We start from the raw sequence: 25935 nt of genomic DNA, 5'->3' as shown, positions 1-25935 counted from the left end.
ACTACAAAAGAGCCGTTAGTAATAATTATGGCAGAAACATTTAAAATCCTTTCTCTTGACGGCGGCGGAATACGCGGTTTATATACTGCTGAAGTTCTACGTCATTTCGAAGAGGCATTTGGTGGAGGCATAGGGGAGTACTTCGATATGATATGCGGCACATCAACAGGAGGCTTAATAGCGCTTGCATTGGCTAAGGGGGTACCAGCAGCTGAAATGGTTTCCTTCTATAAGGAGAAAGGCCCAAGCATTTTTCCTTCTAAAAAGTATTTCAACAAGTCTCGAGGCTTTTTAAAACAGGTTTTCGGGACAGGTAAGTATGATAATGACCCTTTGGAAGCTGCACTTGAAGAGGTCCTCGGAGAAACTCAAATGAATGAATCTAGGAACCTACTCTGTATTCCATCCTATAACTTGACAACTGGTCAGCCGCGTATCTTCAAGTATCCTCACCAAGAAGGACAAAACTACGCTACAAAGTATGGGAGCATGATAGAGGCCGCTTTAGCTACTAGTGCTGCACCCACCTATTTTCCTGTGAAGTTTCTACGTAACTGCTACTACACAGATGGAGGTGTATGGGCTAACAATCCAGTTCTATGTGGCATTCAAGAGGCACTAGAGTATTTTGTCGGTGAAGACAAAGTACTACAAGGCCCAAATGCTGATATAGCATTTGATAGCTACTCCATTCTCTCTTTAGGTTGCCTACCTGAAAAGAATGGATGGGAGCATACTGGAGACACGAAAGACCTTAATATGTCAGCAGCTGCTTGGAACATAAAGTTAATTGATGCGATGTCTGACGGGCAAAGCTTTGCAGCAGAACGACTTGCTTCTAAGCTTATTCATATGACAAAAGCCCCAGGGCAATATGTTCGTATTGATGGTGCAAGTCATTTGTCTCCTGCTCAACGTAGAAACATATCATTAGACAATGCGTCTGCAGCAGCGATGCAAGCCTTGGAACAGGTGGGTAACACAGTGGGAGACCACTATAGAACGCGTGCCATAAACGAAGTCAGACCGTTCTTTTCGCAGAAAAAGAACTACAAAACCGCTCAGTAATTCCAGCCCCCACCTCAACAAATATGCGTCAGCTAAATTTTCAAGCATTAACTATTCGCCGGATGGCTAGCCACTCAATTCTTGAGAAACAGCCCACAGCGCAAACCTCTATAGCTGATGTAACTGATGAGCTCTTAGATTTTACCTATGACTTACAGCAGTTGATCCTCTCACGTCTACAGGCTGCATTAGGGCGCAAAGGAAAAGGCTTTTATTTAGAGATCGCAGATTCAGCGCCTAGCAGTTTCTTTGGCCAGTGCGTTGATCTAGAAAAGGTTAATGATCCAACATTCTTAAAACGTTCACAGAATATTGCTCACCTTTTAGCAGGTTCCCAAAACCGGAGCAACATTAAAGCTGGTGATTTGTACGTTATCGAAGCGGTTGATAGTTCTTACCAGAACAGTCCAGTTTATATTGTTATTAAGGCAGAACCTCATGAAGGTGTACGACGCAACAAAAAATCCCTTGAACACCTGAAGGACATTGTTCTTAGCCCTTCGCAAAAGCTGTATAAAGTTGGCGTCCTTTATAAGGATGAAAACGAAGGGAAAACTTATCCTAATGACTCGTTCAGTGCTTATCTGTTCGATGAGCAGTTTGGTAGTGGCAGCCAGACGTTGTCATCCTATTTTTACAAAGAATTTTTGCGGTTTGACTACACAAACAATGGTCCTATTCAAACCAAAATTTTCTACGACAAGACTAGAGACTTTATTGACAAGAATATTAAGGATGAAGATAAGCGTGAGGAATTAGGAGAAGCTTTACGAGTTCTACTAAAAACTGATAATGCACAATACATACGGCCAAAAGAATTTGCCCAACATTATTTAGAAACTGACGAGCAACAAGCTTTATTTAACGCTACTGTATCAAGGGATTTCCCTCCAATGGTGGAGAAGAATAGTCAATTAGTGGACTTTTCACTTAAAACGCGCAAAATTAGGTTTGGTGATGCTCAAGTTTCGGCACCTGATTCAAATTTCAACAATCATATACAAGTAATTAAGAGCCAAAATGATCTGATGAATTTAGATCCGTCAGATGACTCTTACACAATTTTGAAAGTTGCAGGAAAGCCAAATTCAGTAAAAAGAACTAAATGATATTCCAGAATGGTCGCACACGAGAGGGAATTATCTGAAAAATTCTCATCCGTAAGAGACTCTCTGGCAAAGTGGGGGGCTTTCGTGGACAGCAAGGTTATGGAGCTTGCTTCTGAGGCTTTCCGTAATACTAGTTTTTTACAGATTCCTCCTAAGTTCCGGTGCAAAGATGAGACGTCCTTTATAAGAAAAGCTCTATATAGAGGTAAGAACGACAACTACCGTAACCCGATAGTTGATATTGAAGACAAGGTAGCTACACGTATTATCTTGTTGACCACGGACAACGTAGAGACAGTAAAAGGCCTAATTACAGAGTGTCAGGCTTGGGATCATAAAATTAGCAAAGACACTAAGCAGTTTAGCAAAGAAAACCCGAACTTGTTTGATTACCAGTCTGTTCACATAGTAGTCTGGCCAAAAGAGAATTTTGATAATGTACCTAAAGAGGTGCTAACATGTGAGATACAGATTAGAACTCTGCTCCAACATGCTTACGCCGAAGTCACGCATGACTCGGTGTATAAAGGCCCTCACCAGAACAACAATGACATCAAACATGAACTCTCCAAATGTATGGCGCTCATGGAAACGACTGATGATATATTTCGCAGTGTATTTAATGCCATCTCGCTCAAAGCGGATAACAGCCAGGATGCGTTTACTCAGTTGCTAGCTCAGGCAACAAATATTTATAATGGTATAATCAGTGGTGTATCAGACTATAGAAACTCAGATGTATACTTCTTGGATGCCGTACGTTTCGTTTTTCAAAAGAAACCTATTACCATCGATCTAATAAGAGCATATACTAGTACTCATGAGCAAGACATTAAGATTGCAATAAAAACTAATGGTTCGATATTGATGAGAGAACCAGTAGTTTTAATTCTATTTTGCTACATCGAATATTTCGATGATTTCTTATCGGAGCACTGGCCACTATCAATCAAGATTATTGATAATATGAGAGAATCATTAGGGATTTCTGCTGGCGAGTATTAAATTAAAAAGCCCCACCCAATGGTGGGGCTTTCTGTTTCTACAATTTTTCCGCTGCTCGCTTTACACGCAGCTCTTTATCACGTTGCTCTTTCTCCTTCATAGGAATGCTGGAGATCAGCACGTCGAAATCATCTTCATCAATAGGGATCGATAGAAAAGCTGTTGCCTTCTGCCCATGCCAGTAATAATGTCCATCAAGCTGGTCCTATGTCTGTTCCTGCTCAAAGGGCGTTCCATAGGCTTGTGTGAGCACCTTTAATACTTCGTCAGCATTGGTTGAACCAGTAGCAGAGAAGAGGATATCGGAGAGTTGTCCCTTATAAAAGCAATACAGCACTTGCTTTAGGTGTGCATTACCAAGTGTCTTATTCTCACTGATCTTAGTGTAGACCGCTTTGTTGCCTCGGTTAGCAACGAACTTCAGTCCCTTCACTTGCGCTAAGGGTGTTTCGAATCGCAGACCACGGAAGCCATACCGCTTATCTAGCTCAGCAGAGAACCCAGGTATGTCTGCTTCGGATAAGGTGTCAGCAGCAATGTGCCGCACAGTATCGGTTAGGAATTTAGGCTTCTCCTTCGTGAGCCAGTCTTGGGCCTGGGCGGTGGTAGTAATGAGTAAGGACAGAGCAAATGTATAGATGTACCTCATATAGGAAAGATAATTGGCATTCCTTGTACACAAAGGACCTCGTCAATAATGTGAGTAGTTTGCTTCTAATATTATATCTGACCTACTTCTACATTTAAGTCATTTCTTAACCTAGATACTATACTTGTTCAATATAGATCAATTGGATAAGTGTGCATAATGGATAGCCCTCAATATCAGTTAGAAGCGCCCATTTAAGTTAGCATCGACTACAAACAACTTCTTAACATCAGTGTTTAAGGGCCCTATTATTAGTTATTTTGCTACTGATCTTTACATCGTATATAACCTGTGGACTGTAAATGAGTAAAAGAGAGGACTTTAAAACAAGAAGAAGGCTCTTGTTTGCTCGAATTCAGAGTAGGCGAGGGTACTTAGATAGTCCTAGACTTGAAAGGAGAGACATCAGAAGATACTCAAACGTTCTTGAGTCAAACTTTGGAATAAGTCTAGAGGTCATGCATAAGGATTCTCCAGTACTCCAATACATGGATGAGAATGGTATGAGAGCAGGATTCTCTTCTTTACACAGGAAAATCTATGTAAGGAGAGCAGTGACATATTATGAACTGGTCCATGAAATGAAACATGCCCAGCACTGGGCTAATTTAGGAGAGCAACAATACGACAGGCTTTCTGTGCTACAAAAGGAAACCTATGTTTTTGAGGAGCTTATGAATGAAAAGCATAACTTAACATCAAAGGAAGTTGTTGATGCTTACCGTTACTTAAACAAATTGAGGGCAGATTATGGAATTGATCCACTCTCTTCAGATGTTATAATGCCATGAACACAGCAACATTAATCGAATCGGGGGCAAGAATCAGTAAGCGAGATGCGTTGCTTATTGCTTCTTATACCCTCAAAGAGATGCATCTTAAGCATGATGTAGAGTGTGGCTTTGTAGCAACACTAGATAGGAAGCATGATACAAGTCCTCTAATTTGGACTGTTGCTTATCATACTGAGCAAAACCCATTTGGCTTTGCTCAGGAGAAGAACTATATTGAAATAAATGCAGAAACAGGTGATCTAATTGCCATTCTTACTCCTCGAGGTGATCTTGTGAAGCGTCAATTCGAAGACACTAGAATTCATGCTTTTTAAGCAAAATGCTCTAATAGAAACGAAAGAAGCCCTACCAATTGGTAGGGCTTCTTTCGTTTCTATACTTTACGCTCAACGCTCTGTCGTAGTTCCCCTCGGTTCCGATGTTGTTGCAAGCGATACAAATGCTACACCATAACAAGCTACTTCTTCGCTTTCAATGGTGAGAGAGCAGCTAATTCTGCTACTATCTCCTGCGTCCTGACACTTACCGTACACACCTTGGACAGTAGCTGTATGGTCTCATCACGATAGGCAGCAAAACGATAGGGGTTGAACCGTTCGCGAATTGTGGCGTCTTTCGGAGTCTTCTCTTTGTACTGGTCAAGTACCCATTCCAACGCTGACCGATTACCCAATTTGTAGTCCCACGCCACGGCCGGCACTCCTGTAAGTGTGAGCTCGTCATCGAGCACCAACTCTCCCTTTGCCACATTTGCTTTGAGACGTGTTTTGACACTTTTCCCGGGCGGGTTGTGGGGTTGTGGGGTTGTGGGGTTGTGGGGTTGTGGGGTTGTGGGGTTGTGGGGTTGTGGGGTTGTGGGGTTGTGGGGTTGTGGGGTTGTGGGGTTGTACGTAGCTCTAGCGGCCAGGATTCAGCGTTTTCGTATTCTAAATGCAGCTCAAACAACTCCTTGCCAGCTGTCGCCCAAGTATGAAAAGCCGGGTAAAATGGAATGCGAGGAAGCTCCCTTTTTAAATTCTGTTCGTACCTCGTGCGGTAGTGACTATCATGTAGTACTGCATAGATGTAGTGGAATATATCTTGTCCACTGATGCTGGTATCTTCATAGTAGGTCTGAAACTGGCCAAGCCCCCATTCTGTAACATTAGACTGACGCTCGCCAGCCTTATTGTATCGATACATAGGCAAACACTGTGTACCGCATCCTGCACCTACATAATGTAAATCAGCTACTATGTTAGAGGCTCCCACCATAAAAGGCTTTGAAGAACTCGGCGCAGTAAACAACAACACCTTGTTTTTCTTCACCAGCTTCGGGCCAAAGAACTCAAATTGACTACCTGTTAGTCTATCAGAGAAATACTTAGAACCATAGTAAAATTGCTTCACGAATGGACGGTAAAGCGAACTAACAATCTGAGAACTTTCGAAATTCTGTGGGCTTTTTTTAAGCGCGCGGTTGATCAGAGTTTCGCTCCACTTTACCCAAGGTGATAGAGATGATCTGATAGCTTTACCTTTCTTATCAGCAGCAATAGTAGCTAGACTCTCATTATGTAACTGGACTAAGCACGCGGCTTTTTCCGCCAGTAACTCTTTATCAAAGTCATAAACCCATTCATCTCTAGCTGTATTTACACCAAGTGCAGCAGTGGTGAACAACACTTCCTTATTGTCTTTCGACGTATTGTCGACTAACGGCAGCAAATCGTCCCAATTATTTTTAGTTATGTTCAGCCAGTTGCCTTTAGCATCCGGTCGAATACGATCGAATTCTAATTTCCCAAATTTAGATTCGTGGAGGAATGTCAGCTTGTCAGCCGCCGTTTCATCAGCCGCACGTCCTAGGTAATAAATCTTTGCCTGCTGGCCACGCTTCTTTTTCCTCTTGACGAAAAAGCCTATGGCGACGCCTGCTTGGATACCAAAAACGTTGTGTTTAGTGCCTGACAACTTTGGGTTTGATCGTACGTCACCACCTAGATCGACAAGATAGATTTCTGCGAACTCATTGGCTACAGATTTCCTAAAGCCATCGAAAGTACGTGAATGGATAAATGATGAGTTCGTGATAAAGCACAGAAGTCCTTCATCGGCAAGTCGATCAGAAGCCCATCTAAAAAACCTTGAGTACATGTCATAGGCTTTAGTTTTTTGAGCTGTACTGTGCTTAATGTATGTATCCTTAATACGCTTGTCAACAGCTGGATAGCTACGATTCTTGTTATGATCGTTCTCGTTCTGCTGGTTTGCGTTATATGGTGGATTTCCTATTATCACTGATATCTCGCGCTCGTTTTGACGACGAATGCGGGCCGAGTTTTCCATACCTAAACCAAAATTCAGAGCTAATTGTCCTTTACGAACCTTCTGAAAGTTGACGTTGTCGAGTGTATCGACAAAGCAGATGTTGTGAAACTCTGCATACTTGCCGACCCGTTGTTTATAAGTGTACTCTATGTTCAAGTTGGCTATGTAATAAGGTAGTATAGCTATCTCATTAGCATACAACTCGTGTTCGTATTTGTGTGGCAAGCATTTAGCTGGCAAATAATCCAGTAACTCCGTGATGAACGTACCAGTGCCAGTTGCTGGATCCAAAATCTCTACACCTTTGTCTGAGAGTAACTTTTCAAAATAGAGTTCTGTCAGATATTCGGTGCTTTCGATCATGAATCGCACTACTTCATTAGGAGTATAGACTATACCTAATTTATCAGCTCCTTTGGGGTTATAAGCCTGGTAGAAGTTCTCATACACTACTTTTAGAAACTTCTGTTTTTCCTTATGACTAGCAATGCTCGCAGCTTGCGCATTGATCACATCGAAGTAAGGCCTAATGCGCTCTAAAGTATCGCGACGTGTACTGCCCGTGAAAAAAGTATTGATGACCTGTTCAAGCTCGTGAGCGATATTATTCTCTCGATGGAACTGAGTTTCATCGAATATGCGGTTGAAAATATCCTCAGTCAGGATGTGCTGAATCATCATTTCCCGAGCTTCGGTGGTACTAAACTCAGGATTGATAGTTCGTTGGCCAAGCACTACGAATGCAGATAGCGCCTGTTGAAACGCTGTATTTACACCTTCTGCAGCAGCTATAGTAGAGCGAAGACTTTCTACTACCAGCGGCAGATCATCTCGAAACCGCTCAATAGCTTGACGAAAGGTGCTGACTTCAGGTCGTTCATAATGTAGAAACTGTTGGAGTATAGCATCTGTAGCTTCAATATCGTCCAAGTCAGCTCGTAGTGTTTCTTCACCACCCTGAATCAGCACTGCGCGATGGGAGTCCTCGAACAGAATATTGTCTTTAGGATACCCCTTGGCAAACTTTTTTTGAATCTCTTCATCCAAGTCGTCTGCTTCATCCTTACTCTCCCAGTAGCCCCAGGTGAGCCTTAGCGCATCCTTAACAGTACCATCTGGATAAACTGTTTTTCCGTTCGGAAGCTTAAAGTCTAGCTCGGGAATGAGCAGGAAATCCTTCTGCTTACAGTAATCATTCAGTAGATTCTGGAAGGCTACTCGAATGGATGTCTCCTTACGCGAACCCCCATATCGGATAATCTTTTCAACTTCAGACTGATAACTCTGAATAAGGATACGAGACATATAGCTCTGTTTAAAGGAGAGCTTAAATGTACCAGTGTACCAGCGAGTTAACCAAATTCGATTACTTCCTCTTGAGCTAGCCAATGCATCTCCATCAGGCCTTCGACGTAGCGTAAGACCGTCCTAGATGATTTGGAAGCCAAGGCGGGTAGCCGGAGTAGCGGGCATGAGCGACAAGTTACAAGTTGCAGAACCAGCGTATTGGAATGCGGAACGATGCTTCTATCTTTTGCACATCCTCAACCCACATTCCCGTCCATGGCTTCCGATCAGGCCTTCGTCGACTTCATCCTCGATCAGCTACAACCTGCTGGTCCAGTAAGCGCCCGAAAAATGTTCGGCGAATACGGCCTCTACTGGGACGACTTACTCTTTGCTCTCGTCTGCGACAACAAGCTCTTTGTAAAGCCCACCGCCGCCGGCCGTGCCTACCTAGCACCCGCCCTGGTGGAAGCACCACCCTACCCGGGAGCTAAGCCTAGCTTGCTCATCGAAGAAGGCCTAGACGACCGCGCCTGGTTGCAACAATTAGTGCGTCTGACTGTGGCTGAGCTGCCGCCGCCCAAGCTTAAAAAGAATAAGGCGAAGTAACGGATTCTGCCTAATACTACTCAATCTACAAACTCCACTTCATCGGGGTCTGCAGGTCGTCCAAAGTCCCGCCTTGGGTTGCCTGGCCACTCGGGGTCACGCACTTCCACTCGGTAGCGCAACTTGCCCTCATAGTTGTACTGTACGCCCACAATCTCGTGCGTGTATTGGCGGATTTGCCCCGGCTTCTTGGGATCATGCCGATAGGAGTCAGCATCTGAAAAACGCACGCGGCGGCCGATATGCTGGTCCAATGAGTTGGCGCCCACATCGAAGTGGCCATCACGGCCCAGCATATTCTCCAGTGCCGGATGCAGAGGGGACTCAGGCGTCAGATCGTCAGGATCAGGCATGGGGCGGGCGCTTTATGAGGCTGGTAAAGGTAAATGATGTGGAAGCAGTAGGTGAGATGTAAAGAAGTAACGGATTCTGCCTAATATGAGCCTTCCCTTAAATTATAGCCCCTTGCATGTCAACAGCCCAGTTTATCCGAGTAACACTAAATGCCGATTTTATCATCAACATTGCTCACATTATCTATTTAGAGCGAAAAGATGCCCCCGGTAATTTTGCTCCTACAAAAAACAGTGACACCTCTACTAACCCAGTAGAGTTACCATACCTTATCGACATTGCCTTAGTTCGCACTACAGTTACGTGGGGGTTTCACACAAAAGAGGAGCGAGATGCACGTTTCGGGCAACTACAAGACATGATGCATCCGGTGACTTTGCCAAAGCTTCCTAACGGCACTATAAAAAACACCGTGCTCGAAGCCACGCCGGGACGATCAGACCAATCCAGTTCGAAGCGGTCAAATAAGAAGCCAACCTCATCTCGCACCAGTAAGGTAGTACAGGACGAAACAACCAAGTCAGCTGATGATCTGACATAAAGTACAGATCCTTATCAATTAATAGAACTTCTTTTATCTATTGATCAAGTACTAAACAGACACCTGTACCCTTACAAACCGCGGTGGTCCAGTTTCTATCATGTCTGGTATATGCACATTAGGAGTTCTCCTCATCTCGAAATTCATAGTTGTAGGCCCATCGTTTCCCCACCGACCTTTATTCTCGAAAGGCTGAAAGCGAGGCCTACGAATAAAGGAAGCACTTATAGCTCCTAACCCGAATCCCAAGGTTACCTTTCCCTTTAGCGTATCCAAAGTATAACCAATATTACGTTGGCTCTTACACACTAATCCTAAGTTCGCATTAGCCAGTGTTGCTGTAGCAGTAGGCAGTTTATGCTGGGCTTCAAATTCTATCTCTGCTTCTTGCGACCCTTCATTGGAAATAGCCATCAAGCATTTCTGAGCTTGGTAGAGATCTGTGACAATCACCCAATGTTTGCTCCATTTACCGCTATTGTATAGGGCTAAGACGGCATTGGTGACTGACTGATAATTCTGGATTTGCGTGTATTGGATTCCATAAGCGTTAATACTCACGCCTTGCCCACCTGTGAAGCTCACTTTAAGCTTTGCTTTAGCAGAGGATGCTGCACGTATCTGCCCTCCGCCACCAGCATCGAAATTGTAGCTTACGCCAGTTCCAGACGAGAAAGTTTGATGTGCCCTGACTTGAGACTTGGAGGGTGTAATAGTGATTCCCATTCCCTCGTCTCGGATGTTACCTACTCTTGTGAACAAGCCGTTGAGCAGGGTGCCATAATCGCCTAATTCACGGTTCGTTGTTGGGTCCCAATTTGGATGGTATAACTGGCCATAGTTGTTGACTAAAACCCTCTTGTATATCGAGTATATGCTGCTGCTCATGAATGCTTATAACTAGGTGCTTTTAAGTAAAAAACCAGCCTCCATATTCGGTAAAATAACGCTTAGTTTTTACAAGAAATTAGGCAGATAGTAACGCCACTGTAGACCTATCAATTTGCAGAAAAGTATTACACTTTGTAACACATTGTAATGATTGTAAGTATATCTTACCGTACTTACAATCGCAAAAGCCTTTACCCGTTTGAAAGACGAGTAAAGGCTTGAGCAACCTGACGCTCTGCGCTGGTTATGGTTTCGGAAGGAAGGTTCTGCCAACTACCAAAATGGTAACCAACAAATCAGGTCGATAAGCCAGGATGGCGACGACAATAAAGAATGCCAAAAGCATGGCATAGAATCTAGCCTCTCGCATCAGGAGAGCTAGTCCTTCAAAATGGAATTTTTTCATCTTCTCGAGGGATGAATTAAGGTGGGTAATACCGCCGCAGAAGATCGCCTTGCCGGGCGATCTTTTTGCGTTCACGCGGGTTAGCTTCTAAAACACCTAGTGCTATCGAAGCTCGTGTGGTGAACTATACTACATGAGAAAAGCAGATTTTTAGTACTTGTAGATTACTGGGTTGTCATCAACACTTGAGTAATATCCACTTTTACGCAAAGAAGTACCGTGCCGTTAAACTCTGTCAAAAATTTTAGTGAATACCATAGTGGATACTTACTAAGGTAAGCCCGAGACCGGCCCTTTGTTACCTACGCAGTTCTCTCATTTTGTTATAGCAACATGAGGTTTCGTTTATACAGTTGTTATCCTGTGGTGTATATACAAAACAATGTTATTCATAGTCCGAAGTAAAGGACCCAAAAAGATGCGTTTGCAGCTCATGGAAGCATATGTCCTTTTCAAAAAATGCGTTTGCGCGTTGTATTGGCACTTTCTGTTGGGACCCAACCGGAAAGTTTTTATTTTACTTCGGGCGAGTAGGAAGGCACTAGCAAATAAACACAGTAAGTAATCCCAAGAATAGGACAGGGTATAGGCCATTTAGACCCAATAGAGGCATATCGCCTTGTGAAATATGCCTCTGATTTGCTGGAAATGCAGTTTATGTATAGGACAAAGTGGTGCACACTTTCTTTATGCTAAAACCTGGGCCTGCGTGGATGATCTGGAAGCTGCGATGAGCAAGTTGAGATGGCGATGGCACATATATGTATGTTCAAGGGCTGTAAACAAATAGATTTCTGCCTAACTAGGCTCCTCTATTCAGCATATGGATCCCTTACTATCCTGCCTGCAGGCAGTAGCCTCCACCGCCCAACGCGTGGAGCACGAAAATCGCCTCGTCAATCAGTACACCGCCCGTGACTTCACGCCCTTCCGGTTCATGGCTTGGAGTGAAGTGCCGTCCACACACATGCTGGCCTTCTTCCTCAATCCAGACGAGACGCACGGCCAAGGCACTCTATTTCAAGACATCTTCTTTGAGCACCTGCGCCAACTGCCACTGCTTGGGCCTCGGTTGCCACGCACGCGTTGGACGGTAGAAGCGGAAAGGCGCCATGGGGACACAGGCCAAATCGATTTGCTGCTGACTACAGTTGATCGGCAATTCGCTATCTGCGTGGAGAACAAACCGCGTGATAAGACCGGCGATCAACACAGGCAGTTAACACGGTACCGGCGCTTTCTCAAACAGCGTCACGGTCGTCATTATGCTCTGGTCTACTTGAGTAGTATTCCGCGGCGACCTCAGTCTCACAGTTTGCGTCCCTCCTTGCGCTGGCGCCTCATTAAGAGCGGCCATTATGTCAACATCACTTACCAGAGCTTTATCCTAACAGTAATTGATGCATGGCAACGGGCTGTGCATCCTGAATCCTTACGATTATTTCTAGGGAATTTTCGTCATCAGATAGAACAGTGGCTCAATTTCCCTAGCACAAAGCCCGCTCAACTCATGCAAGACAAGGAAGTCGTTAAGACACTCATAGCCATTCCGGCGTATGTGCACACTGCGTTTGATATTGCCAGTGCATTGGATACTCTCAAGCATCGACTTCGGGACCAACTGGCACAAAAACTAGGTAGCACGATACCTGATATAGAAGGAGCAGTGCACTGGAAATGGAAAGGCTTTGTGGACGGTGATGACGGAAACCCTTTTCTACTGCGCCGTACTCTGTTGAATAGCTCGTCTGCACCAGCTTGCTGGCTGTGGGGACGCTACGCTATCGCGATTGAGCTCAATGAAGGACGATTGATATACGGTATCCGCTTCGACAAAAACTTTTGGTTCCCTGGCGATTCGTCAGTGGAACAACCCATTCCAACTGGTGTACCGGAACAGTTGGCGTCAATGCTCGGTGATAAAAGTCAGCACACCGACTGGTGGCCCTGGTGGGAGTGGGCAGGCCCTACTACAGAGAAGGACCTCTATAGCGCCATTGCAGAAGGCACTCTAGTCAAGAAACTGCAACAAGAGGTACTAAGGCTTGCCAGCGTACTAGATCGTTACACTAGCCTTGTAAACACAAAGGACGTTGACTTTATGTTGAGCGCAGACTAGTTGATTGTCGGCATCAGCCATACGTAAGCTAGCTCCAAAAGAAAGCCCCGGCTATTTGACCGGGGCTTTTTGGGTCTATATCATTCTGATTTTGGTAAATAATTTCTGAATTATGTAAATAAGAACTATCTTTGTAGTGTATTCATATATAGCTGACACTATACAGAATTCAAAGGCCATATGGCTAGGCCTGACCAATAGCCTAATTGTCACTTAGCAGCGTGCAGCAGACACTGTCCGAGCTAACACACATCGTACAACATGAAGACCGTATTTTTCACTAATCCAAAGCCCCCAGACTGCTTATGCAAGTCTTCACTAAACGCGCCCTTCGCGAGTACGGTATCCAGAATCCTTCTGTCGCCCTTGAGCTATTAGAAATATTCAATGACCTGGAAGCCCTCGAGTTCAACAACGGGGCCGACGTACGGGCCTGGAAACCCAAAGCCGACTATGTAGGAGGTGACCGCTGGGTCATCAACGTGGGGCATAACCGCCACCGCCTCATTGTCCGCATCTTTTTTCCAGCCAAACAGGTGTATATCCGGTTCATCGGCACCCATGCCGAATACGATCGTATACCCGATATCACCACCGTATGAGGTACCAGGTCACTTCCCATCAGGTCAGTGAAACCACTCACAGAAGACCGCACCATGGAAATCAGAAACGAAACCGAGTATCAGGCAGCTATGCAGCGCCTGGAATATCTCGTGGACCATGAGCCCGAGAACCTAACCGAAATCACGGAGTTGGGCAACGTTGTCAACGCCTACGAGAATGACAACGGCCACCGTCCTGTGCACCCCGATTCCCTCATTGCTCGCATCGAGCGGGAGATGTTTGAGCGCCGCTTAAACAAAGGACAGCTAGCGACTCTATTGGGTGTGCCGGCCAGCCGCTTGAGCGAGATCCTGAATGGTAAGCGCGGCGTGAACTTAGACTTTGCCAAGCGACTTCACGCCAAGCTGGGCATTCCGGGGGACTTCATCTTGGAAGCAGCCTAGACCGACTAGTGAATCGACTTATCAGCCCTGCCCTTACAGGCTGGGCTTTTTACTTTGTATGCCATTCGCCGAAGATTTTACTACCAAGCTTGAGCTTCTGGATCGTTTCTTTCAAGAATATGAGGAACTGCTTAAGCGTCTACCACACCTGAAAGGTCATTTGTCATTCGACACGTATGTGCAGGTATCTATAGCGCAAGAAGATATAGTACAAGAACAAAGGTCAGCACCTAAGAAGATACGCTTAAAAGAGTTAGCGAGAAAGACGAATATGGCCAAACCACGCTAGCTTCACTCACTAGGTGGAGAGTTCTCCCCTTGTGACGTTGTCCGAGTTTCCTCCAAGGCCCCATCAGCTCTCAACTTGTCGCGTTGCTTCATGGCTTTGCTCAGTTGCTGCACACTGATGATGGGAAGTATGAAGTTGGGCCATCGGGATCCCTGAAAGCGAGGCAGTAAATGCCCACGGGCTAACCCGACTACTATACCAAGTGCCATATTGAAGGGTGGCAACGCGATGTCAAGTAGCCGAGGAAACTCAAGCCTTGTGTTGTCATTATCCACCATGATAAAATGGGTAACACAACCCAGAGCCATAAACCGGTTTGTAGCTCCCTCTTCTTTTACTTGAAATCCTTCGATAGAGAGCGCAAGTGTCAACACATTCCTGTTCTGTTCATCAGGTATGACCACGGCATCCGCCAGGAAACGCATGTCCTTTAAAGCGGGCTGCTTATCACAGTCTAAGTATTGCCAGAAGTCATTTACATAAGAAGTGAGTGGTTGAAGCTGGAATACAGGGGCCGGAACCAAGTGTGGCTCAAAGGTGATGGACATAGTAAGCTGGTGTGATACTTAGATCAGTTATCGAGAAGTCTAGTGAATAGGCTAAAGCGGTAGCCCCAGCGCCTGGTGCACGCATGCCGTCACCACCTCACGCCCCACCCGCTCACCCTCCTCAGGATGCTCCAGCAAGTAGCGATCTACTACATAGCTGATAGCCTGACTAGGCCCCATAGCTTGCCAGCCCAGCCGGCTGATGCTCACATGCGCCGGGTAGTCGTTGAATAGGTCGGACTGAAATTCAAACACCAGTGGCTCGGCGCCGGCATCGAGAAGTCGGGCGGCCAACAGAAACGGGATAGGAGATTTATTTGCCATTATAGTTAGTATTTGTGTTCAATATACTAATATTAGTAGCAAATACTATTTTTATGGCAGCTGAAATCTTCTGTGACCTCTTAGGCAAGCCTCTTCTTGAAGGAGCTTGGGTAGAAGCAGTTCGGTGGGAATACCAGGACGGCACCCCTATCCAACGGTCTTTCCTCTGGCGAGTGGAAGTGCGTCGTAGTCGACGATGCTTAGTGGCGCAGGAAACGCAACAGGTATTGCTGCTTACTGCTGATAGAGCTACACAAGTTGTCTGTATTCAACCATCCCGTGTGGTATCCATTTATGACTATCCCTCCCAGTGGCAGGCCTGGCGCGACCAGGGCTGGGGAGTTTACCTGATAGACACCTTCGACCAGGGAATTATGATTTCCGCCCATAGCCGACGGACTATTTTTACATGCCGTATCAGCGGCGCAGATTTCACTGAATTACTTCGCACACCGGGTGGCATGGAGGAATTTTTGATGAACAGTTTGCACAGCGCCAACCAGCCACGCCCCCGGAAAGCCGCTAAGCACAAAAGGACTTGACGTACCCCCCCGTTACCCGCCAAAGGGTCTACAATTAGCAGGTCAACCCGCAAGTTGTTCTCAAGCAATTCACTTTTAGTATACAATCGCAAACTATACGTGGATATACTCTGTATATTTGACAAGAAGTTTTTGGTAGAAAATAGCGGGCCGAACCACAGTCCGACCCGCTACCTCCTAATGGCGATCCAGCCAGTGAGAGACCACTGCTCGGATTACCGCTCCCAGGGCTGTCTTACACAGCTCAAAGGAGACACGAAACCAACCGCATTCATCGGTCCGTTTCGCTTTCGCACGTTTACCCATTTTCGCTTGGGAGTAAGGGTGCTAGATCCACCCACTTCCTGAAGCCCCGGTTGCGTCAACAGCCGGGGCTTCGTCTTTTCAGACAAGGCCGGCTGGGTGACTTACCGTGCGATAGGCTAAAGATACACTACCTGAGACCGTTTTTCCGTCCTCTGTTCCTCGCAGCAGAGCATAGCAAGACCTCGAGGCCATTGCCACGGTGGGAAGAGCGCATGCAAAGGATTCGCTCTTCCCTGTCTAGCTACTACTTACCGGAGGTTCTTGTCAAAAAACGCAATCACGCTGGCATTCATGCTCCGATGGAAGGATGGTCGATCAAACGACCCTTGCTCGGCGCACAACTGCGGCGGGGCTAGCAGGCCACAGGGAACGAGAAACGAGAAGTGCCCGGCCCCTTTCACGGGATGAAACTCGACCGCCCCACCGAGCACCTAGCTTCTTTGAATAAACGCCGGCAGCAGATGCAGTTGGAGCTCGTACAGGACTATTTGCAACGGGCTACCACAATGCACCGGCAAATGAACGCCAACAAGTAAGGGGCATCAGAACTTGCTCCTGATCCGGTAGGGTCTGGAGCAAGGCTAGAGCATTTCTCTTCCATAGCCGTAACGATTCTCATGCCTTAGCAATCCAGCACTGAGATTGCTTCGTACCTGTTGCCCCCTCACTGGGGGCATCGGTTGTCTGCTTACTTTAGGTGAGCTATCTTATTCCCCTGTATTACTATCGGCTCTAAACAGCTCGTTGTATCCATATGGTCCACCGTCGACCGGTTGCCCGCCCCAACGCCCGCAAGACTTATCGCGCGCACGAGCACGTGCTTACGATTACCCTGCATCCTCACTTATTGCGCACCGGGCTCGTTCCAAGCCGTTATCCGGCCATCGAGTATACGCTGCAGCCCATTGCCGGCAGTACCGTGCCGACCCGAACCCGCACGGCGGTCCACTGGTACCCCACGCTGGCGAGTGCCCGACAAGCGTTTGAGGCCCTGCAACCGCATGAGTGCCAATCCCTACTCGCCGGTGTGCTCCATCACCTGCCCCGCCACGCGGTGGCATCAGGCACCTCATCTTCGTAAGCGTGGTGGCCTCAGGCAGGGTGCGCCCGCACGTCGAGGGCGCCGGCTAAGTCCAAGATCGAGGCCGCGAGGTGAGCGGTAGCCGCCGTCTCAGCATGCACGGTTATGTGAGCGGCCGGGCCACCGGGAGCGCTGCCGTCGGTGCTCTCTATCGCCACCTGCTCCGCGCTAAACCCGGTGTCGAGCAGTTGCCGAAGCCCATGGTGGGCGTGGGCCACCGAGTCAAACTGTGCCACGATGATCTAGTTCATATACTTTGGCTTAGGGTAGGTCCCCGGCCGGCATATATGGCCTGGGATACACCTACCTACGCCTGCCAGCGGGGCTAGTTGTGGTGGGGGAACTGCCCGGCCAGTGGACGACATGCCGGTGGGAGCCTGTTGTGCAGCCGACGGGGCCGGTTAACGAGAGCTTTGAGGAAACCACCTACTTCCCACCGTCATGAGCGTGCTAGCCGGTACTTCTACCCGAGTTGCTGCAACCACTCCCGCCCCCCACGGGTCACTGGCCTATTCTGTTTTCTACCCTGTTACTCATGGTTCGAGTCCTGGCGGTCGATGGTCTTCCGCATATTTGCAGTCGCTGGCGCCGGCTCTTGGCGTCGCTACCTACGGTGCAACTGGTAGGCCAAGTACGGACCGAGCAGGAGTTGCTGGAGCAGTTGCCTCATACGCCCACGGATATCGTCCTACTCAGCTCTACCCGGGGAGAGGGTGAGACCCACCCGCTACTGCGCTACCTGCGGCAGCAGTACCCCTCTCTGGCTGTACTGGTCGTTTGTGCCGAGGCTGATGTGACACTCGCCGGGGATCTGTTCCGGGCGGGCGCGGCCGGCGTGCTGTTGCCTACGGCCTCGGCAGAGGAGTTGACGCTGGCTCTGCATCTCATCACCATGGGCCGGCCGTACCTGCCCGCGGAGGTTGGCCTGCTGGCCCTGCACGCCGCGGGTCCGGCTCCTTCCGCGCGCCCGACTCCCACGTGCCTGGTTTCGCCGGCTGTGCGGCTTTCGCAGCGGGAGCGGGAAATCGTGCAGCTGCTGGCTCAGGGTTTGACCACGTCGGAAGTGGCCGCGCAGTTGTGCACCAGCAAGCGTACGGTCGACAGCCAACGCCAGCAATTGCTGGAGAAAACTGGCTCCCGCAACTCGGCCGCCTTGATCCGCTACGTGCTGGAGTGGGGGTTCATCACCTGAGGGAGCTACGCGGAACTAAAATCCGTAGTTATCCCCGGTTTTACCGCATTTATCCCGTGCTTCGGTTTCGTATACCCTGGGTATGGAAGATTCCCTGTTTACCAACGCTACGCAACGACGTCGGGCTGTAACCCTGGCGGTGACGCTGGCTAGTGGCACGTCGTTGGCCCCCCAGTCCTACGAACGCTACATGCTGTCCCTGTTTCAGCGGGGACATCTCACACTGGCCGAAGTAGAAGAGCAACTTGAACTCAGCGTGTATCAAGTACTCTATCACAGCCGCGCAAGTCGCTCACCAACCGACATGGACTTGCAGCAATTGCTGACTGAATCCCGCGCTTACAATGAACAGCATCAGATCACGGGGCTGCTGCTCTACAGCCACGGCCGTTACGTGCAGGTGCTGGAGGGAAGGGAGCAGGCGGTGCGAGCGCTGTACGCCCACATTCAGCAGGATCCGCGCCACGAGCAGGTCTGCACGCTTTACCACGGACCGGGGGCACAGCGCCGGTTTGCCGACTGGCACATGGACTTTCAGCACTTGCCCGACCCGACCGCCGTGGACCTCATGCTAACTGCCCTGCAGGCTGCCTCCTCTCGGACGGAAGGCTCCGTGGAAGACGACCACCTGCGGGCCTTGCTGGAGGCCTTCGGGCCCCATCCCTTGACGGCGGAAGTTCCCTGACATCGCCCTTGGGCCAGCTACGCGGCCACTACGCGCCGGAAAGCTCGACCGGCTGCATCCTTTTGGGCCCGTTGCCAGTAGGAGGAGAACTATTCTGCTCCCCCTATGTCCTGCTCCGCTCTGCCCTCCCCGGCGCTGACCACGGCCGCCATGCTGCGCCTGTTACGCCTGGAGGTGCTTCAGTTGCCCGCCACGTCTCCCTACCGAGAAGCGCGCCTGCGCCGTCTCACCGACCAATTCACCTACATCGTGCAGACCTGGGCGGGCCTGCCCTGGCCGACCACCTCCCGTCAGGGGGGATGAAGTCCCCTCCCAAGCCCAGGTCTTACACCAGTTGACCCACTTGCCGGCGACACCCGCGGATCAGCAAAAAGCCCTGTTGGTGCTGGCGTTGCTCCTCACCTGACGCTACGCCGCCTTGCTTCCTGTACTCTGCTGGCCTCCGCCAGACGGGAGTAACCTCTTTTCACCTCAACAGTATGTAGGCAGGTGAAACCCCGCCAACAAGCATTAGTCACCGAGCTCACGGCCGCTCTGGCCGCGCAGCTGCCCACGACCGCCACGGGGGCCCTGCCCAAAGCAATTGCGCAGGCCGTGGGAGACTTGGCCGACCGCATCCTGCGCTGGCGCGCCAGCCAACAGCGTCCCCCGCGTGTTTTACTCGGTAAGAGTACCCCGTCCGTATCGGATGCGCTGGCTCGGCTGATAGACAGTCAACTGCACGAGCACGAGGATACGAACGAACCAGCTCTGCCGCCAGCACCTGATCGGGCAACCTTTAGGGAGCAAGCCAACACCGCGCGAAAACGCCGTCCCCGCTTACCTCGGTGACGGCCTACATCGACAGCCCCCGCTCCCTACCTCTGGCTTGGTGATCCTGTAGTAGGGTGCGCACCGCACCAGTACGCGTAGACTGATCGCCGTAGCTTTCCTCCACTGCTACACCCTCGGACCGGTGCGCCTTGTCCAACACCGCGCTGATCTTGGGAAGCTTCTCCCACTCAAAGCGGTAGGCCACGCTTAGTGAGGTTCGGTGATCGTCTAGAGTCCGCACTTGCCACACGCTGGCGCCAGCGTCCTCGAATGCAAGGCGGATGCGCTCGGCCCGCTCGGCATCGACGAGCGTAATCGTCGCCTTCAGCGAGCGCGGGTCGCGGGCTACTTGGAGACGTTCCTGCTGTCGCTGCTCTTCTCGGGTGCGCTCGATTGCCTGCAGTACCTGCTCCTGCAAGGGCTGGCCATTAGGCCGCAGGTGATCAAGGGGAAACTGCACGGCGGTTTTTGCCTCCCGCACGAAGAAGGATTTCTCCTTTGTCTGGTGAATCACATAGCCCTTCTCTTGTAATGCCTGGTCTACCTCGCTGACTTCCTTGATAGGCCCCTGTAATACGGTGACCACGACCTGCTCCGCCCGGCGCTGGCTGTAGGCTTGTTGTTTGCTGGCCCACTCCACTAGGTTCGGTGCCAGCGCTTCGCTTTGGGCCGTTTGCACGATCAACCGGTGGAACCGTTCGCGTAGGGTCCCCAGCTCTTCTGTCTTGGCCGTGAGCTCCTGCGTCTTCTGCTGCAGCGCCGCGGCGGTCTGCTGCTCGCGCTGCTTACTGGTAGCTAATTGCTTTTCCAGCACCCGTACCCGGTCCTGTGCCAGCACGTTGGCCGTGGCAATGGTGGCCAGTTCCGCGAGCTTGGCGTTGGCTTCCGCCAGTTGATGGGCTGCCTGCTGATTGAGTCGTTCCAGCTCCCGCTGTAGGTGCACCCCGCTGTCGACGTACCACGCTTTCTTGCCGATCTCCAGCGGGGTGTGCACGACCGGCGCCACCACCTGCGCCAACTGCTGCTGACTGGTCTTTTGGGCCCCATAATAGCGGCGCACATCCTGATGAATAGCGGTGCTGCGTTCAATGCCTCGCTTCAACCCGTAGGGTGCCATGGCTTCAGCGTAATCCGTTTGCAACTGCCGGAGTGCCGCGGGACTGAACAGGTCCCGTGCGGAGAGCCGCTCCTTGGCTCCCACTTTCTCACCCTTGTGCACGCGTTGCTCTTGGGTGACGGGCACCACAATAGCATGCAGGTGCGGGGTGCTCTCATCTTGGTGGAGCATGCACCCAATCACATTTTCCGCCCCGTAGCGCTGCTGCAGAAAAGCCAAATTGTCCTTCACCCAGAGAGAGTTCCGGATATCCGTCTTTCGCCCGGTGGTGGGGTCCCTATCGAACCGTTCTTCACTAGCTGTAAGCAAGATCTCCACGGCGCGAATAGCATCCTTCCGCTGACGTGGTAGCTGCAGCTCGGCAATGCGTTCGCCTGCCAGATCCCAGTAGCTACGCTGCTCATGGTTGATTAGCTCCTGGTTCAGGTGCCGCAAAGCCGGGTCCGCGTTGGGTGTTTCCTGGGTGCGATAGTTGTGGTGGGCGACGCTTTGCGCCTGCTCGCGGTTGGCAATTTTGGTCACTCGGATAATCGCGAAAGCCATACGGATAGAATAAGATAGATGCGTATCAGATGCCACTTACCAGAAGAAGCTACCCCTCTCCTACGCACCAATGTGTAGTGAGTTATACATTGAACGGATATTATTGCGTTTAGGCTAACGGTTTACTTGTCTGTTCTATTGCTATGCTCTTCCGAAGGAAGTGTATATTCTCTAGTTATGCAGGCTGCTGGTTTAGGATCTCTATTTAAGCCGGTAGCAGCATCTCTGACCCTCAACTATCAATGTTGCAGACGGCATTTATCGTAACCTGATATTTTTAATAACGTGCACCATGATAGCGTGACTCATTTAGATTCCTGTACCCTCTAAGTATCTCCAAAGTGTAAGAACCATAAGCATCGTACCCAGTTGCCTATCGCCGTGGCTACCAAAATATTCCCCTTCTATTCATGATGTAACCAAAGTATCAATAGAGCCAGCGGCACCCACTGTCCTTTATAAAATTCAAATTGACAGTCACAATCTTCGGGGATAGAATCAAGGCGCAACTGGTTCGTAGTACTGCTTTTCGTCCTGATAAGTGGATCAAAAAAAGGGGCACTTGAAAAACGACTTTTTATCAGTCAAACCCCATCAAAGATGCCTTTAGATAGCGCAGTCCCATCAGAGGAGAGCAGTAAACTTGGGACGACTGATAAAAGGTCGTTTTTATATCTCGCCGGTATACTCGAATAGAAATGGGGCATCTAGGATCAAGAAGTGGCAGTACATTAAGCACAACAGAAGCTAACCGAACAAATACGCAAAGTATAATTTAGTATTAAAAAAGTACAATCACTTGATGCGGTTTTGAACTAATTTGTGCTTCCCGTTTTGCTGCTTCCTGCTGCACTATTCCAGTTATATACCTACACCTTGAAAGCTAATCTTTTGAACTCGCGTGTGTATCAACAACTTGTGTATTTTTAGATATTTGTCTATTTGCAGGACTTGTAACTCGCTGTAATACTGATACATGCATGCATTATAAACTACCTTTTATCAGTTTAAAACGACTTTTCATCAGTGAATTACTACCTTTTATCAGTTTAAAACGACTTTTCATCAGTTATTCTGCACAGGTGAAACGACTTTTTATCAGTCAAAAACGTCCTGTAAAAACAGTTGTAGTTTTTAGCTATTTCTCTATATTTGTTGCCTATCCCTCCCTGCTATGGATCATTCGGAATCACTGGAAGTTAGACAACATAACGCGATCACTACGGCTCGCTATGACTACACGGCCTGTCAACTGGACCTGCTCTTCTTTTTGCTTTCCAAGCTACGGCGGGAAGATGCTCCCAATCAGGAGTACCATATCCATATGAACGAGGTGGTGGCCATGACCGGGCGGGAGTGGCACTACAAGCAGCTGAAGGAAGCAACAGAATCCATGGGCTCTCGCATGTTTGAGGTGGAGAATGACCAGTCCTACGTGCAGCTCTGGATGTTTCAGAAGGTGGAATACGTGAAGGGTCAGGGCTACCTACGTATTCGCCTTTCGGAAGACATCCGTCCGTACTTGTTTGAGTTGAAGAACAACTTCACCTCCTATCAGCTCTTCTCAGCCCTAAAGATCTCCAGCAAGTACGCCAAGCGTATTTACCAACTGGCCTCTCAATGGAAGGATATCGGGGAAACCAAGACCTATGACTTGAATGAGTTTAAGCACATGCTCAAGCTGAAGGATCCGAAGGGAAAAGAACCGGAGCAGTTTCAGCGTATTAGCGATCTGAAGGCCAAAGTGCTAGATATCGCGGTACGCCAGATCAATGAGAACACGGAACTCAAGATTGGCTACACCTTGCTCAAACAGGGCCGATCTTTCCACGCGGTACGGTTCTACGTGACCAAGCAGCAGCCCAAGCAACTTCCGATTCCTTTCGATGAAACACCGGAAGATGCCAAGATTCTCATGGCTCGCCGGCACCTGGAGTCGTTAGGCATTAAAGACACCAAGCTTGTAGCTCAGATCCTCGGGGATGAGAACCTCGTAAATGAGCTGTTCAAGTTTATGTACAGGCTGAAGACCGATAAGATCAAGGCCGATAAGAATCCAGCCGGCTTACTGCTGACAGTACTGGGGCTTAAAACGCCGGCTAAGACCAGCTAACACCCTCTTTCTCCCCTACCCTGCTATGACCTCGCATAACCAAGAAGCGTATCGCGTGCTTAGAGCCTACCTGACGCACTTGTTAACCGATCCACGGGACAAAGCCTTGGAGGAGGTGCCGGCGCCGTTACGGGCCAGCGTAGAAGCGTTTATGCTGGGCAAAACCGTATACCATGATGCGGCCGATCGTCCAATCATCTACGCGCATGATCTAGCTGCCTGGGCCCACCAGGTGATTCACGTCTCAGGGCTGGAGTACCCGGTATCCCTGGCCAGCGTGGACGTAGATAGTTTGCGCCAAGCCATGGCGGCATGAGTTGGAGTGAGATTGAGCGCTTAACGGCTCTCGTGCAACAGTTGCCGCCTGCCGACCGCCTGTCCCGACAGCTGCTAAACCACGTGATGGTGTCGGCCCACTCGACGATGATTGAGGGCTCGAGGGTAACGGTGCAGTCAGCTTTTGATTTTCTGGTAGGCGACGAAGCCAAGATCGATCCGACCCTACCTTGGGACGGCTACGATATGCTGGCTGACCATGCACAAGCCTTGGACCTGGCGCTGCTATGGGCTGAGCAGCGGCGGATGCTGACCCCAGCCCTACTGCAGGAGATTGCCGGTGCGGTGATGCGTACGACTGGCCTTCAAACCAACAGTATCATGGGCAGGACAGATGCAGCACGAGGCGACTTTCGCCTCGATAAAGTATCGATCATGGGGGCCAGCTCTTTCCCCAATGCGCAGAAGGTACCCGTGCTGGTGCAGCAACTTACTCAACAGCTTCAGCATCGCATGCTACAGGCCTCAACCTTATCGGAGCAGCTTGACATCTCCTTCGATGCGCATCAGCAGCTAGTGAGTATTCATCCGTTTAACGATGGCAATGGCCGTACCTCCCGGCTGTTGATGAACTATATCCAGCATTACTTCGGGCAGCCCTTGACCGTCGTGTTTCGGGAGGATAAGGCAGAATACTTCGCGGCACTCGAGCAAAGTCGCCAAACGGATGATCTGACAATCTTCCGGGAATTCATGTTACATCAGCACCATAAGTCGCTGGCACATCAGCTTATGAAGCTCTAACCCGCAACCACTCTTACAACTGAATACAGTTGTAAGGGTGGTTGATGATATTATCTGTTTCGGCCCGTTAAAAAGCCTGCTGCCCTTCTCTACGGGGTAGCGCAAGAGTAAGAACAGAAATTCCCGTTAGGGCAGTTAGGCGAGTTGAAATGCTTCGCCTAGTTGCTGGTGCAGCACGCGGGCCAGCATGGCCGCCGTCAGGGGCTTGGGCAGCATCGGCACGCCCAACTCCCGCGCCCGCTGCTCTTCCGCGGGCATGTCGGAGGAGGAAACGATGACCACCCGGACCGCCGCGCGCCGGGCGGGCGGCCACCCAAGCTGGGCGCGCAGAAAGCCGAACCCATCCAGCACGGGCATGTACAGGTCCAGCAGGACCAGCGTGGGGACCAATTCTGTGGCGTAGTGAGCGAGCAGCTGCAGGGCCTGGTGGCCGTCTGCGGCCATGAGCACCCGCACCCGGTCCGCATAGGGCCGCAAGAGGCGCGCGGCCAAGTACCGGGCGGTCTGGTCGTCGTCCACCAGCAGCACGGTTGGGAGAAGTTGCATGAACTTCTGCCTTACGAGACGTCGGGCGCAAAAGTTGGGCTGGGCTGGGGGAGCACCACCTGGAACAGCGACCCGACCCCCGCCTGGCTTTCGAGACTGATGCGGCCCCCCGCGGCCTCGATCACCTGCTTGACCAGATACAGGCCAATGCCGGTGCCCTCAATGTGCTCGTGCACCCGCTGGAACAGGCCAAATACCCGCGCCTGCTGCGGCTCCGTCAGCCCCAGGCCATTATCCTGTACTTCCAGCATAATTTCCTGGTCGCGCAGGTGACAGCGCACGACAACCTGCGGCGCCCGGTCGGGGGAACGATACTTGAGCCCGTTGCTGATGAGGTTGTAGAGGATGCTGCGCAAGTGCTTCTCGGCGAAGGTTACCAGCTCACAGCCATCGGGGTCGACCGTGACGTGCCCGCCGCTGATGACGAGCAGCGGGTGCAGGTCCAGGCGAATGTCGGCCACCAGGTCGGCCAGGGAGACGGCCGTAACCGGCAGCTGCGCGGGCGCGTGCAGGCGGGTCACGTCGGTCAGGTGCTTGAGCGTGTGCTGGAACCGCTGCACCGAGTCGTCCATCAGGTGCAGCACGGTCGCCGTATCGGCGGTAGCGG

30 protein-coding genes and 1 pseudogene are annotated in these 25935 nt (G+C 49.9%); 20 read left to right on the top strand and 11 right to left on the bottom strand.

All coding sequences use genetic code 11. The features are described from left to right. Positions 1 to 27 precede the first annotated feature (27 nt). Genes EU556_RS25715 through EU556_RS25705 form a run of 3 tightly spaced genes read left to right on the top strand, consistent with a single transcriptional unit; the run spans position 28 to position 3182 of the window. Positions 28 to 1068: a CBASS cGAMP-activated phospholipase gene (locus tag EU556_RS25715; protein ID WP_135437095.1), complete on the top strand. Its 1041-nt coding sequence runs from the start codon at positions 28 to 30 to the stop codon at positions 1066 to 1068. 23 nt (positions 1069 to 1091) lie between these two features. Beyond that, entirely contained in the window at positions 1092 to 2177 is a 1086-nt protein-coding gene (locus EU556_RS25710) for a nucleoid-associated protein (protein WP_135437094.1), read from the top strand. 9 nt (positions 2178 to 2186) lie between these two features. Then, positions 2187 to 3182, top strand: a complete 996-nt coding sequence (locus EU556_RS25705; RefSeq protein WP_135437093.1) for a GTP pyrophosphokinase — start codon at positions 2187 to 2189, stop codon at positions 3180 to 3182. A 205-nt stretch (positions 3183 to 3387) separates the two neighbouring features. On the opposite strand, the gene EU556_RS25700 is transcribed toward EU556_RS25705, so the two are convergent. After that, on the bottom strand, positions 3388 to 3831 hold the full coding sequence (locus tag EU556_RS25700; protein WP_135437092.1) for a hypothetical protein: 444 nt from the start codon (positions 3829 to 3831) through the stop codon (positions 3388 to 3390). Between the two features lie 302 nt (positions 3832 to 4133). Between EU556_RS25700 and EU556_RS25695 the strand changes: the two genes are divergently transcribed. Continuing rightward, a complete protein-coding gene (locus EU556_RS25695; protein ID WP_135437091.1) occupies positions 4134 to 4622 on the top strand; it encodes a zincin-like metallopeptidase toxin domain-containing protein in 489 nt (162 codons plus the stop codon). After that, a complete protein-coding gene (locus EU556_RS25690; RefSeq protein ID WP_135437090.1) occupies positions 4619 to 4939 on the top strand; it encodes a hypothetical protein in 321 nt (106 codons plus the stop codon). Before EU556_RS25695 ends, EU556_RS25690 begins: the two co-directional genes overlap by 4 nt. A 143-nt stretch (positions 4940 to 5082) precedes the next feature. On the opposite strand, the gene EU556_RS26905 is transcribed toward EU556_RS25690, so the two are convergent. Next, positions 5083 to 5532, bottom strand: a complete 450-nt coding sequence (locus EU556_RS26905; RefSeq protein WP_394346136.1) for a type ISP restriction/modification enzyme — start codon at positions 5530 to 5532, stop codon at positions 5083 to 5085. 17 nt (positions 5533 to 5549) lie between these two features. After that, positions 5550 to 8240 (bottom strand): annotated as a pseudogene (locus EU556_RS25685) (type ISP restriction/modification enzyme); the annotation flags it as partial. Between the two features lie 258 nt (positions 8241 to 8498). Here EU556_RS25685 and EU556_RS25680 point away from each other — a divergent pair. After that, positions 8499 to 8831 carry a TfoX/Sxy family protein gene (locus EU556_RS25680; protein WP_135437089.1) on the top strand — a complete coding sequence of 111 codons (333 nt, stop codon included), beginning with the start codon at positions 8499 to 8501 and terminating at the stop codon, positions 8829 to 8831. A gap of 20 nt (positions 8832 to 8851) precedes the next feature. On the opposite strand, the gene EU556_RS25675 is transcribed toward EU556_RS25680, so the two are convergent. Further along, positions 8852 to 9184, bottom strand: a complete 333-nt coding sequence (locus tag EU556_RS25675; RefSeq protein ID WP_135437088.1) for a hypothetical protein — start codon at positions 9182 to 9184, stop codon at positions 8852 to 8854. Between the two features lie 116 nt (positions 9185 to 9300). On the opposite strand from EU556_RS25675, the gene EU556_RS25670 reads away from it, so the two are divergent. Further along, positions 9301 to 9726, top strand: coding sequence for a hypothetical protein (locus EU556_RS25670; RefSeq protein WP_135437087.1), 426 nt, complete (start codon positions 9301 to 9303; stop codon positions 9724 to 9726). Between the two features lie 51 nt (positions 9727 to 9777). On the opposite strand, the gene EU556_RS25665 is transcribed toward EU556_RS25670, so the two are convergent. After that, positions 9778 to 10452, bottom strand: a complete 675-nt coding sequence (locus tag EU556_RS25665; RefSeq protein ID WP_210116385.1) for a hypothetical protein — start codon at positions 10450 to 10452, stop codon at positions 9778 to 9780. A gap of 1394 nt (positions 10453 to 11846) precedes the next feature. Between EU556_RS25665 and EU556_RS25660 the strand changes: the two genes are divergently transcribed. The 4 genes from EU556_RS25660 to EU556_RS25645 all read left to right on the top strand — a co-directional run bounded on the left by EU556_RS25660 (position 11847) and on the right by EU556_RS25645 (position 14438). Continuing rightward, positions 11847 to 13142, top strand: a complete 1296-nt coding sequence (locus EU556_RS25660; protein ID WP_135437085.1) for a PDDEXK-like family protein — start codon at positions 11847 to 11849, stop codon at positions 13140 to 13142. Positions 13143 to 13447: 305 nt separating this feature from the next. Next, positions 13448 to 13744, top strand: coding sequence for a type II toxin-antitoxin system HigB family toxin (locus EU556_RS25655; protein ID WP_135437084.1), 297 nt, complete (start codon positions 13448 to 13450; stop codon positions 13742 to 13744). Between the two features lie 27 nt (positions 13745 to 13771). Continuing rightward, a complete protein-coding gene (locus tag EU556_RS25650; protein ID WP_135437083.1) occupies positions 13772 to 14149 on the top strand; it encodes a helix-turn-helix domain-containing protein in 378 nt (125 codons plus the stop codon). A gap of 58 nt (positions 14150 to 14207) precedes the next feature. Further along, on the top strand, positions 14208 to 14438 hold the full coding sequence (locus EU556_RS25645) for a hypothetical protein (RefSeq protein WP_135437082.1): 231 nt from the start codon (positions 14208 to 14210) through the stop codon (positions 14436 to 14438). Positions 14439 to 14440: 2 nt separating this feature from the next. Here the strand turns inward: EU556_RS25645 and EU556_RS25640 are convergent, their stop codons facing one another. Next, positions 14441 to 14986: a hypothetical protein gene (locus EU556_RS25640; protein ID WP_135437081.1), complete on the bottom strand. Its 546-nt coding sequence runs from the start codon at positions 14984 to 14986 to the stop codon at positions 14441 to 14443. 51 nt (positions 14987 to 15037) lie between these two features. After that, positions 15038 to 15310 (bottom strand): hypothetical protein, encoded by a 273-nt coding sequence (locus EU556_RS25635; RefSeq protein WP_135437080.1) that lies wholly within the window; start codon positions 15308 to 15310, stop codon positions 15038 to 15040. 1252 nt (positions 15311 to 16562) lie between these two features. Between EU556_RS25635 and EU556_RS26740 the strand changes: the two genes are divergently transcribed. Further along, complete coding sequence (locus EU556_RS26740) at positions 16563 to 16694, top strand: hypothetical protein (protein WP_262709691.1); 132 nt, start codon at positions 16563 to 16565, stop codon at positions 16692 to 16694. Positions 16695 to 16912: 218 nt separating this feature from the next. Next, complete coding sequence (locus EU556_RS25630; protein WP_135437079.1) at positions 16913 to 17239, top strand: hypothetical protein; 327 nt, start codon at positions 16913 to 16915, stop codon at positions 17237 to 17239. Between the two features lie 11 nt (positions 17240 to 17250). Here the strand turns inward: EU556_RS25630 and EU556_RS25625 are convergent, their stop codons facing one another. Further along, a complete protein-coding gene (locus tag EU556_RS25625) occupies positions 17251 to 17475 on the bottom strand; it encodes a hypothetical protein (RefSeq protein WP_135437078.1) in 225 nt (74 codons plus the stop codon). Between the two features lie 359 nt (positions 17476 to 17834). Here EU556_RS25625 and EU556_RS25620 point away from each other — a divergent pair, with 359 nt between their 5' ends. The 4 genes from EU556_RS25620 to EU556_RS25605 all read left to right on the top strand — a co-directional run bounded on the left by EU556_RS25620 (position 17835) and on the right by EU556_RS25605 (position 19947). Beyond that, positions 17835 to 18431: a LuxR C-terminal-related transcriptional regulator gene (locus EU556_RS25620; protein ID WP_210116384.1), complete on the top strand. Its 597-nt coding sequence runs from the start codon at positions 17835 to 17837 to the stop codon at positions 18429 to 18431. A gap of 82 nt (positions 18432 to 18513) precedes the next feature. After that, positions 18514 to 19116: a BLUF domain-containing protein gene (locus tag EU556_RS25615; protein ID WP_135437076.1), complete on the top strand. Its 603-nt coding sequence runs from the start codon at positions 18514 to 18516 to the stop codon at positions 19114 to 19116. Positions 19117 to 19221: 105 nt separating this feature from the next. After that, positions 19222 to 19419, top strand: a complete 198-nt coding sequence (locus EU556_RS25610) for a hypothetical protein (RefSeq protein WP_135437075.1) — start codon at positions 19222 to 19224, stop codon at positions 19417 to 19419. A 186-nt stretch (positions 19420 to 19605) separates the two neighbouring features. Then, complete coding sequence (locus tag EU556_RS25605) at positions 19606 to 19947, top strand: hypothetical protein (RefSeq protein ID WP_135437074.1); 342 nt, start codon at positions 19606 to 19608, stop codon at positions 19945 to 19947. Positions 19948 to 19951: 4 nt separating this feature from the next. On the opposite strand, the gene mobV is transcribed toward EU556_RS25605, so the two are convergent. Beyond that, complete coding sequence (gene mobV, locus EU556_RS25600) at positions 19952 to 21589, bottom strand: MobV family relaxase (protein WP_135437073.1); 1638 nt, start codon at positions 21587 to 21589, stop codon at positions 19952 to 19954. 1174 nt (positions 21590 to 22763) lie between these two features. Between mobV and EU556_RS25595 the strand changes: the two genes are divergently transcribed. From EU556_RS25595 to EU556_RS25585, 3 genes are read left to right on the top strand one after another with little or no spacing between them, the layout of a single operon-like run. Further along, positions 22764 to 23702, top strand: a complete 939-nt coding sequence (locus EU556_RS25595; protein ID WP_135437072.1) for a replication initiation protein — start codon at positions 22764 to 22766, stop codon at positions 23700 to 23702. Positions 23703 to 23727: 25 nt separating this feature from the next. After that, positions 23728 to 24018, top strand: coding sequence for a hypothetical protein (locus EU556_RS25590; protein ID WP_135437071.1), 291 nt, complete (start codon positions 23728 to 23730; stop codon positions 24016 to 24018). Then, the gene (locus tag EU556_RS25585) at positions 24015 to 24782 is read left to right on the top strand and encodes a Fic family protein (RefSeq protein ID WP_135437070.1); all 768 of its coding nucleotides are present in this window, start codon (positions 24015 to 24017) and stop codon (positions 24780 to 24782) included. Before EU556_RS25590 ends, EU556_RS25585 begins: the two co-directional genes overlap by 4 nt. A gap of 135 nt (positions 24783 to 24917) precedes the next feature. Here EU556_RS25585 and EU556_RS25580 read toward each other — a convergent pair whose 3' ends face one another. Together EU556_RS25580 and EU556_RS25575 are read right to left on the bottom strand one after the other, a co-directional pair. Further along, positions 24918 to 25328 (bottom strand): response regulator, encoded by a 411-nt coding sequence (locus EU556_RS25580; protein ID WP_135437069.1) that lies wholly within the window; start codon positions 25326 to 25328, stop codon positions 24918 to 24920. A gap of 11 nt (positions 25329 to 25339) precedes the next feature. Further along, positions 25340 to 25935: sensor histidine kinase (locus EU556_RS25575; protein WP_135437068.1), on the bottom strand; the 596-nt coding region annotated here is incomplete at its 5' end.

Source organism: Hymenobacter fodinae (assembly GCF_004745825.1).
GTDB lineage: Bacteria > Bacteroidota > Bacteroidia > Cytophagales > Hymenobacteraceae > Hymenobacter > Hymenobacter fodinae.
The sequence above is the reverse complement of the archived record's forward strand: the minus strand, read 5'-3'. Positions and strand labels throughout refer to the sequence as shown.

What these genes read in the sequence shown, in the direction of transcription:
- EU556_RS25715 (WP_135437095.1), top strand. Translation starts at nt 28, where the DNA reads ATGGCAGAAACATTTAAAATCCTTTCTCTTGACGGCGGCGGAATACGC.
- EU556_RS25710 (WP_135437094.1), top strand. Translation starts at nt 1,092, where the DNA reads ATGCGTCAGCTAAATTTTCAAGCATTAACTATTCGCCGGATGGCTAGC.
- EU556_RS25705 (WP_135437093.1), top strand. Translation starts at nt 2,187, where the DNA reads ATGGTCGCACACGAGAGGGAATTATCTGAAAAATTCTCATCCGTAAGA.
- EU556_RS25700 (WP_135437092.1), bottom strand. Translation starts at nt 3,831, where the DNA reads ATGAGGTACATCTATACATTTGCTCTGTCCTTACTCATTACTACCACC.
- EU556_RS25695 (WP_135437091.1), top strand. Translation starts at nt 4,134, where the DNA reads ATGAGTAAAAGAGAGGACTTTAAAACAAGAAGAAGGCTCTTGTTTGCT.
- EU556_RS25690 (WP_135437090.1), top strand. Translation starts at nt 4,619, where the DNA reads ATGAACACAGCAACATTAATCGAATCGGGGGCAAGAATCAGTAAGCGA.
- EU556_RS25680 (WP_135437089.1), top strand. Translation starts at nt 8,499, where the DNA reads ATGGCTTCCGATCAGGCCTTCGTCGACTTCATCCTCGATCAGCTACAA.
- EU556_RS25675 (WP_135437088.1), bottom strand. Translation starts at nt 9,184, where the DNA reads ATGCCTGATCCTGACGATCTGACGCCTGAGTCCCCTCTGCATCCGGCA.
- EU556_RS25670 (WP_135437087.1), top strand. Translation starts at nt 9,301, where the DNA reads ATGTCAACAGCCCAGTTTATCCGAGTAACACTAAATGCCGATTTTATC.
- EU556_RS25665 (WP_210116385.1), bottom strand. Translation starts at nt 10,452, where the DNA reads ATGGGAATCACTATTACACCCTCCAAGTCTCAAGTCAGGGCACATCAA.
- EU556_RS25660 (WP_135437085.1), top strand. Translation starts at nt 11,847, where the DNA reads ATGGATCCCTTACTATCCTGCCTGCAGGCAGTAGCCTCCACCGCCCAA.
- EU556_RS25655 (WP_135437084.1), top strand. Translation starts at nt 13,448, where the DNA reads ATGCAAGTCTTCACTAAACGCGCCCTTCGCGAGTACGGTATCCAGAAT.
- EU556_RS25645 (WP_135437082.1), top strand. Translation starts at nt 14,208, where the DNA reads ATGCCATTCGCCGAAGATTTTACTACCAAGCTTGAGCTTCTGGATCGT.
- EU556_RS25640 (WP_135437081.1), bottom strand. Translation starts at nt 14,986, where the DNA reads ATGTCCATCACCTTTGAGCCACACTTGGTTCCGGCCCCTGTATTCCAG.
- EU556_RS25635 (WP_135437080.1), bottom strand. Translation starts at nt 15,310, where the DNA reads ATGGCAAATAAATCTCCTATCCCGTTTCTGTTGGCCGCCCGACTTCTC.
- EU556_RS26740 (WP_262709691.1), top strand. Translation starts at nt 16,563, where the DNA reads ATGAAACTCGACCGCCCCACCGAGCACCTAGCTTCTTTGAATAAACGC.
- EU556_RS25630 (WP_135437079.1), top strand. Translation starts at nt 16,913, where the DNA reads ATGGTCCACCGTCGACCGGTTGCCCGCCCCAACGCCCGCAAGACTTAT.
- EU556_RS25615 (WP_135437076.1), top strand. Translation starts at nt 18,514, where the DNA reads ATGGAAGATTCCCTGTTTACCAACGCTACGCAACGACGTCGGGCTGTA.
- EU556_RS25610 (WP_135437075.1), top strand. Translation starts at nt 19,222, where the DNA reads ATGTCCTGCTCCGCTCTGCCCTCCCCGGCGCTGACCACGGCCGCCATG.
- mobV (WP_135437073.1), bottom strand. Translation starts at nt 21,589, where the DNA reads ATGGCTTTCGCGATTATCCGAGTGACCAAAATTGCCAACCGCGAGCAG.
- EU556_RS25595 (WP_135437072.1), top strand. Translation starts at nt 22,764, where the DNA reads ATGGATCATTCGGAATCACTGGAAGTTAGACAACATAACGCGATCACT.
- EU556_RS25590 (WP_135437071.1), top strand. Translation starts at nt 23,728, where the DNA reads ATGACCTCGCATAACCAAGAAGCGTATCGCGTGCTTAGAGCCTACCTG.
- EU556_RS25585 (WP_135437070.1), top strand. Translation starts at nt 24,015, where the DNA reads ATGAGTTGGAGTGAGATTGAGCGCTTAACGGCTCTCGTGCAACAGTTG.
- EU556_RS25580 (WP_135437069.1), bottom strand. Translation starts at nt 25,328, where the DNA reads ATGCAACTTCTCCCAACCGTGCTGCTGGTGGACGACGACCAGACCGCC.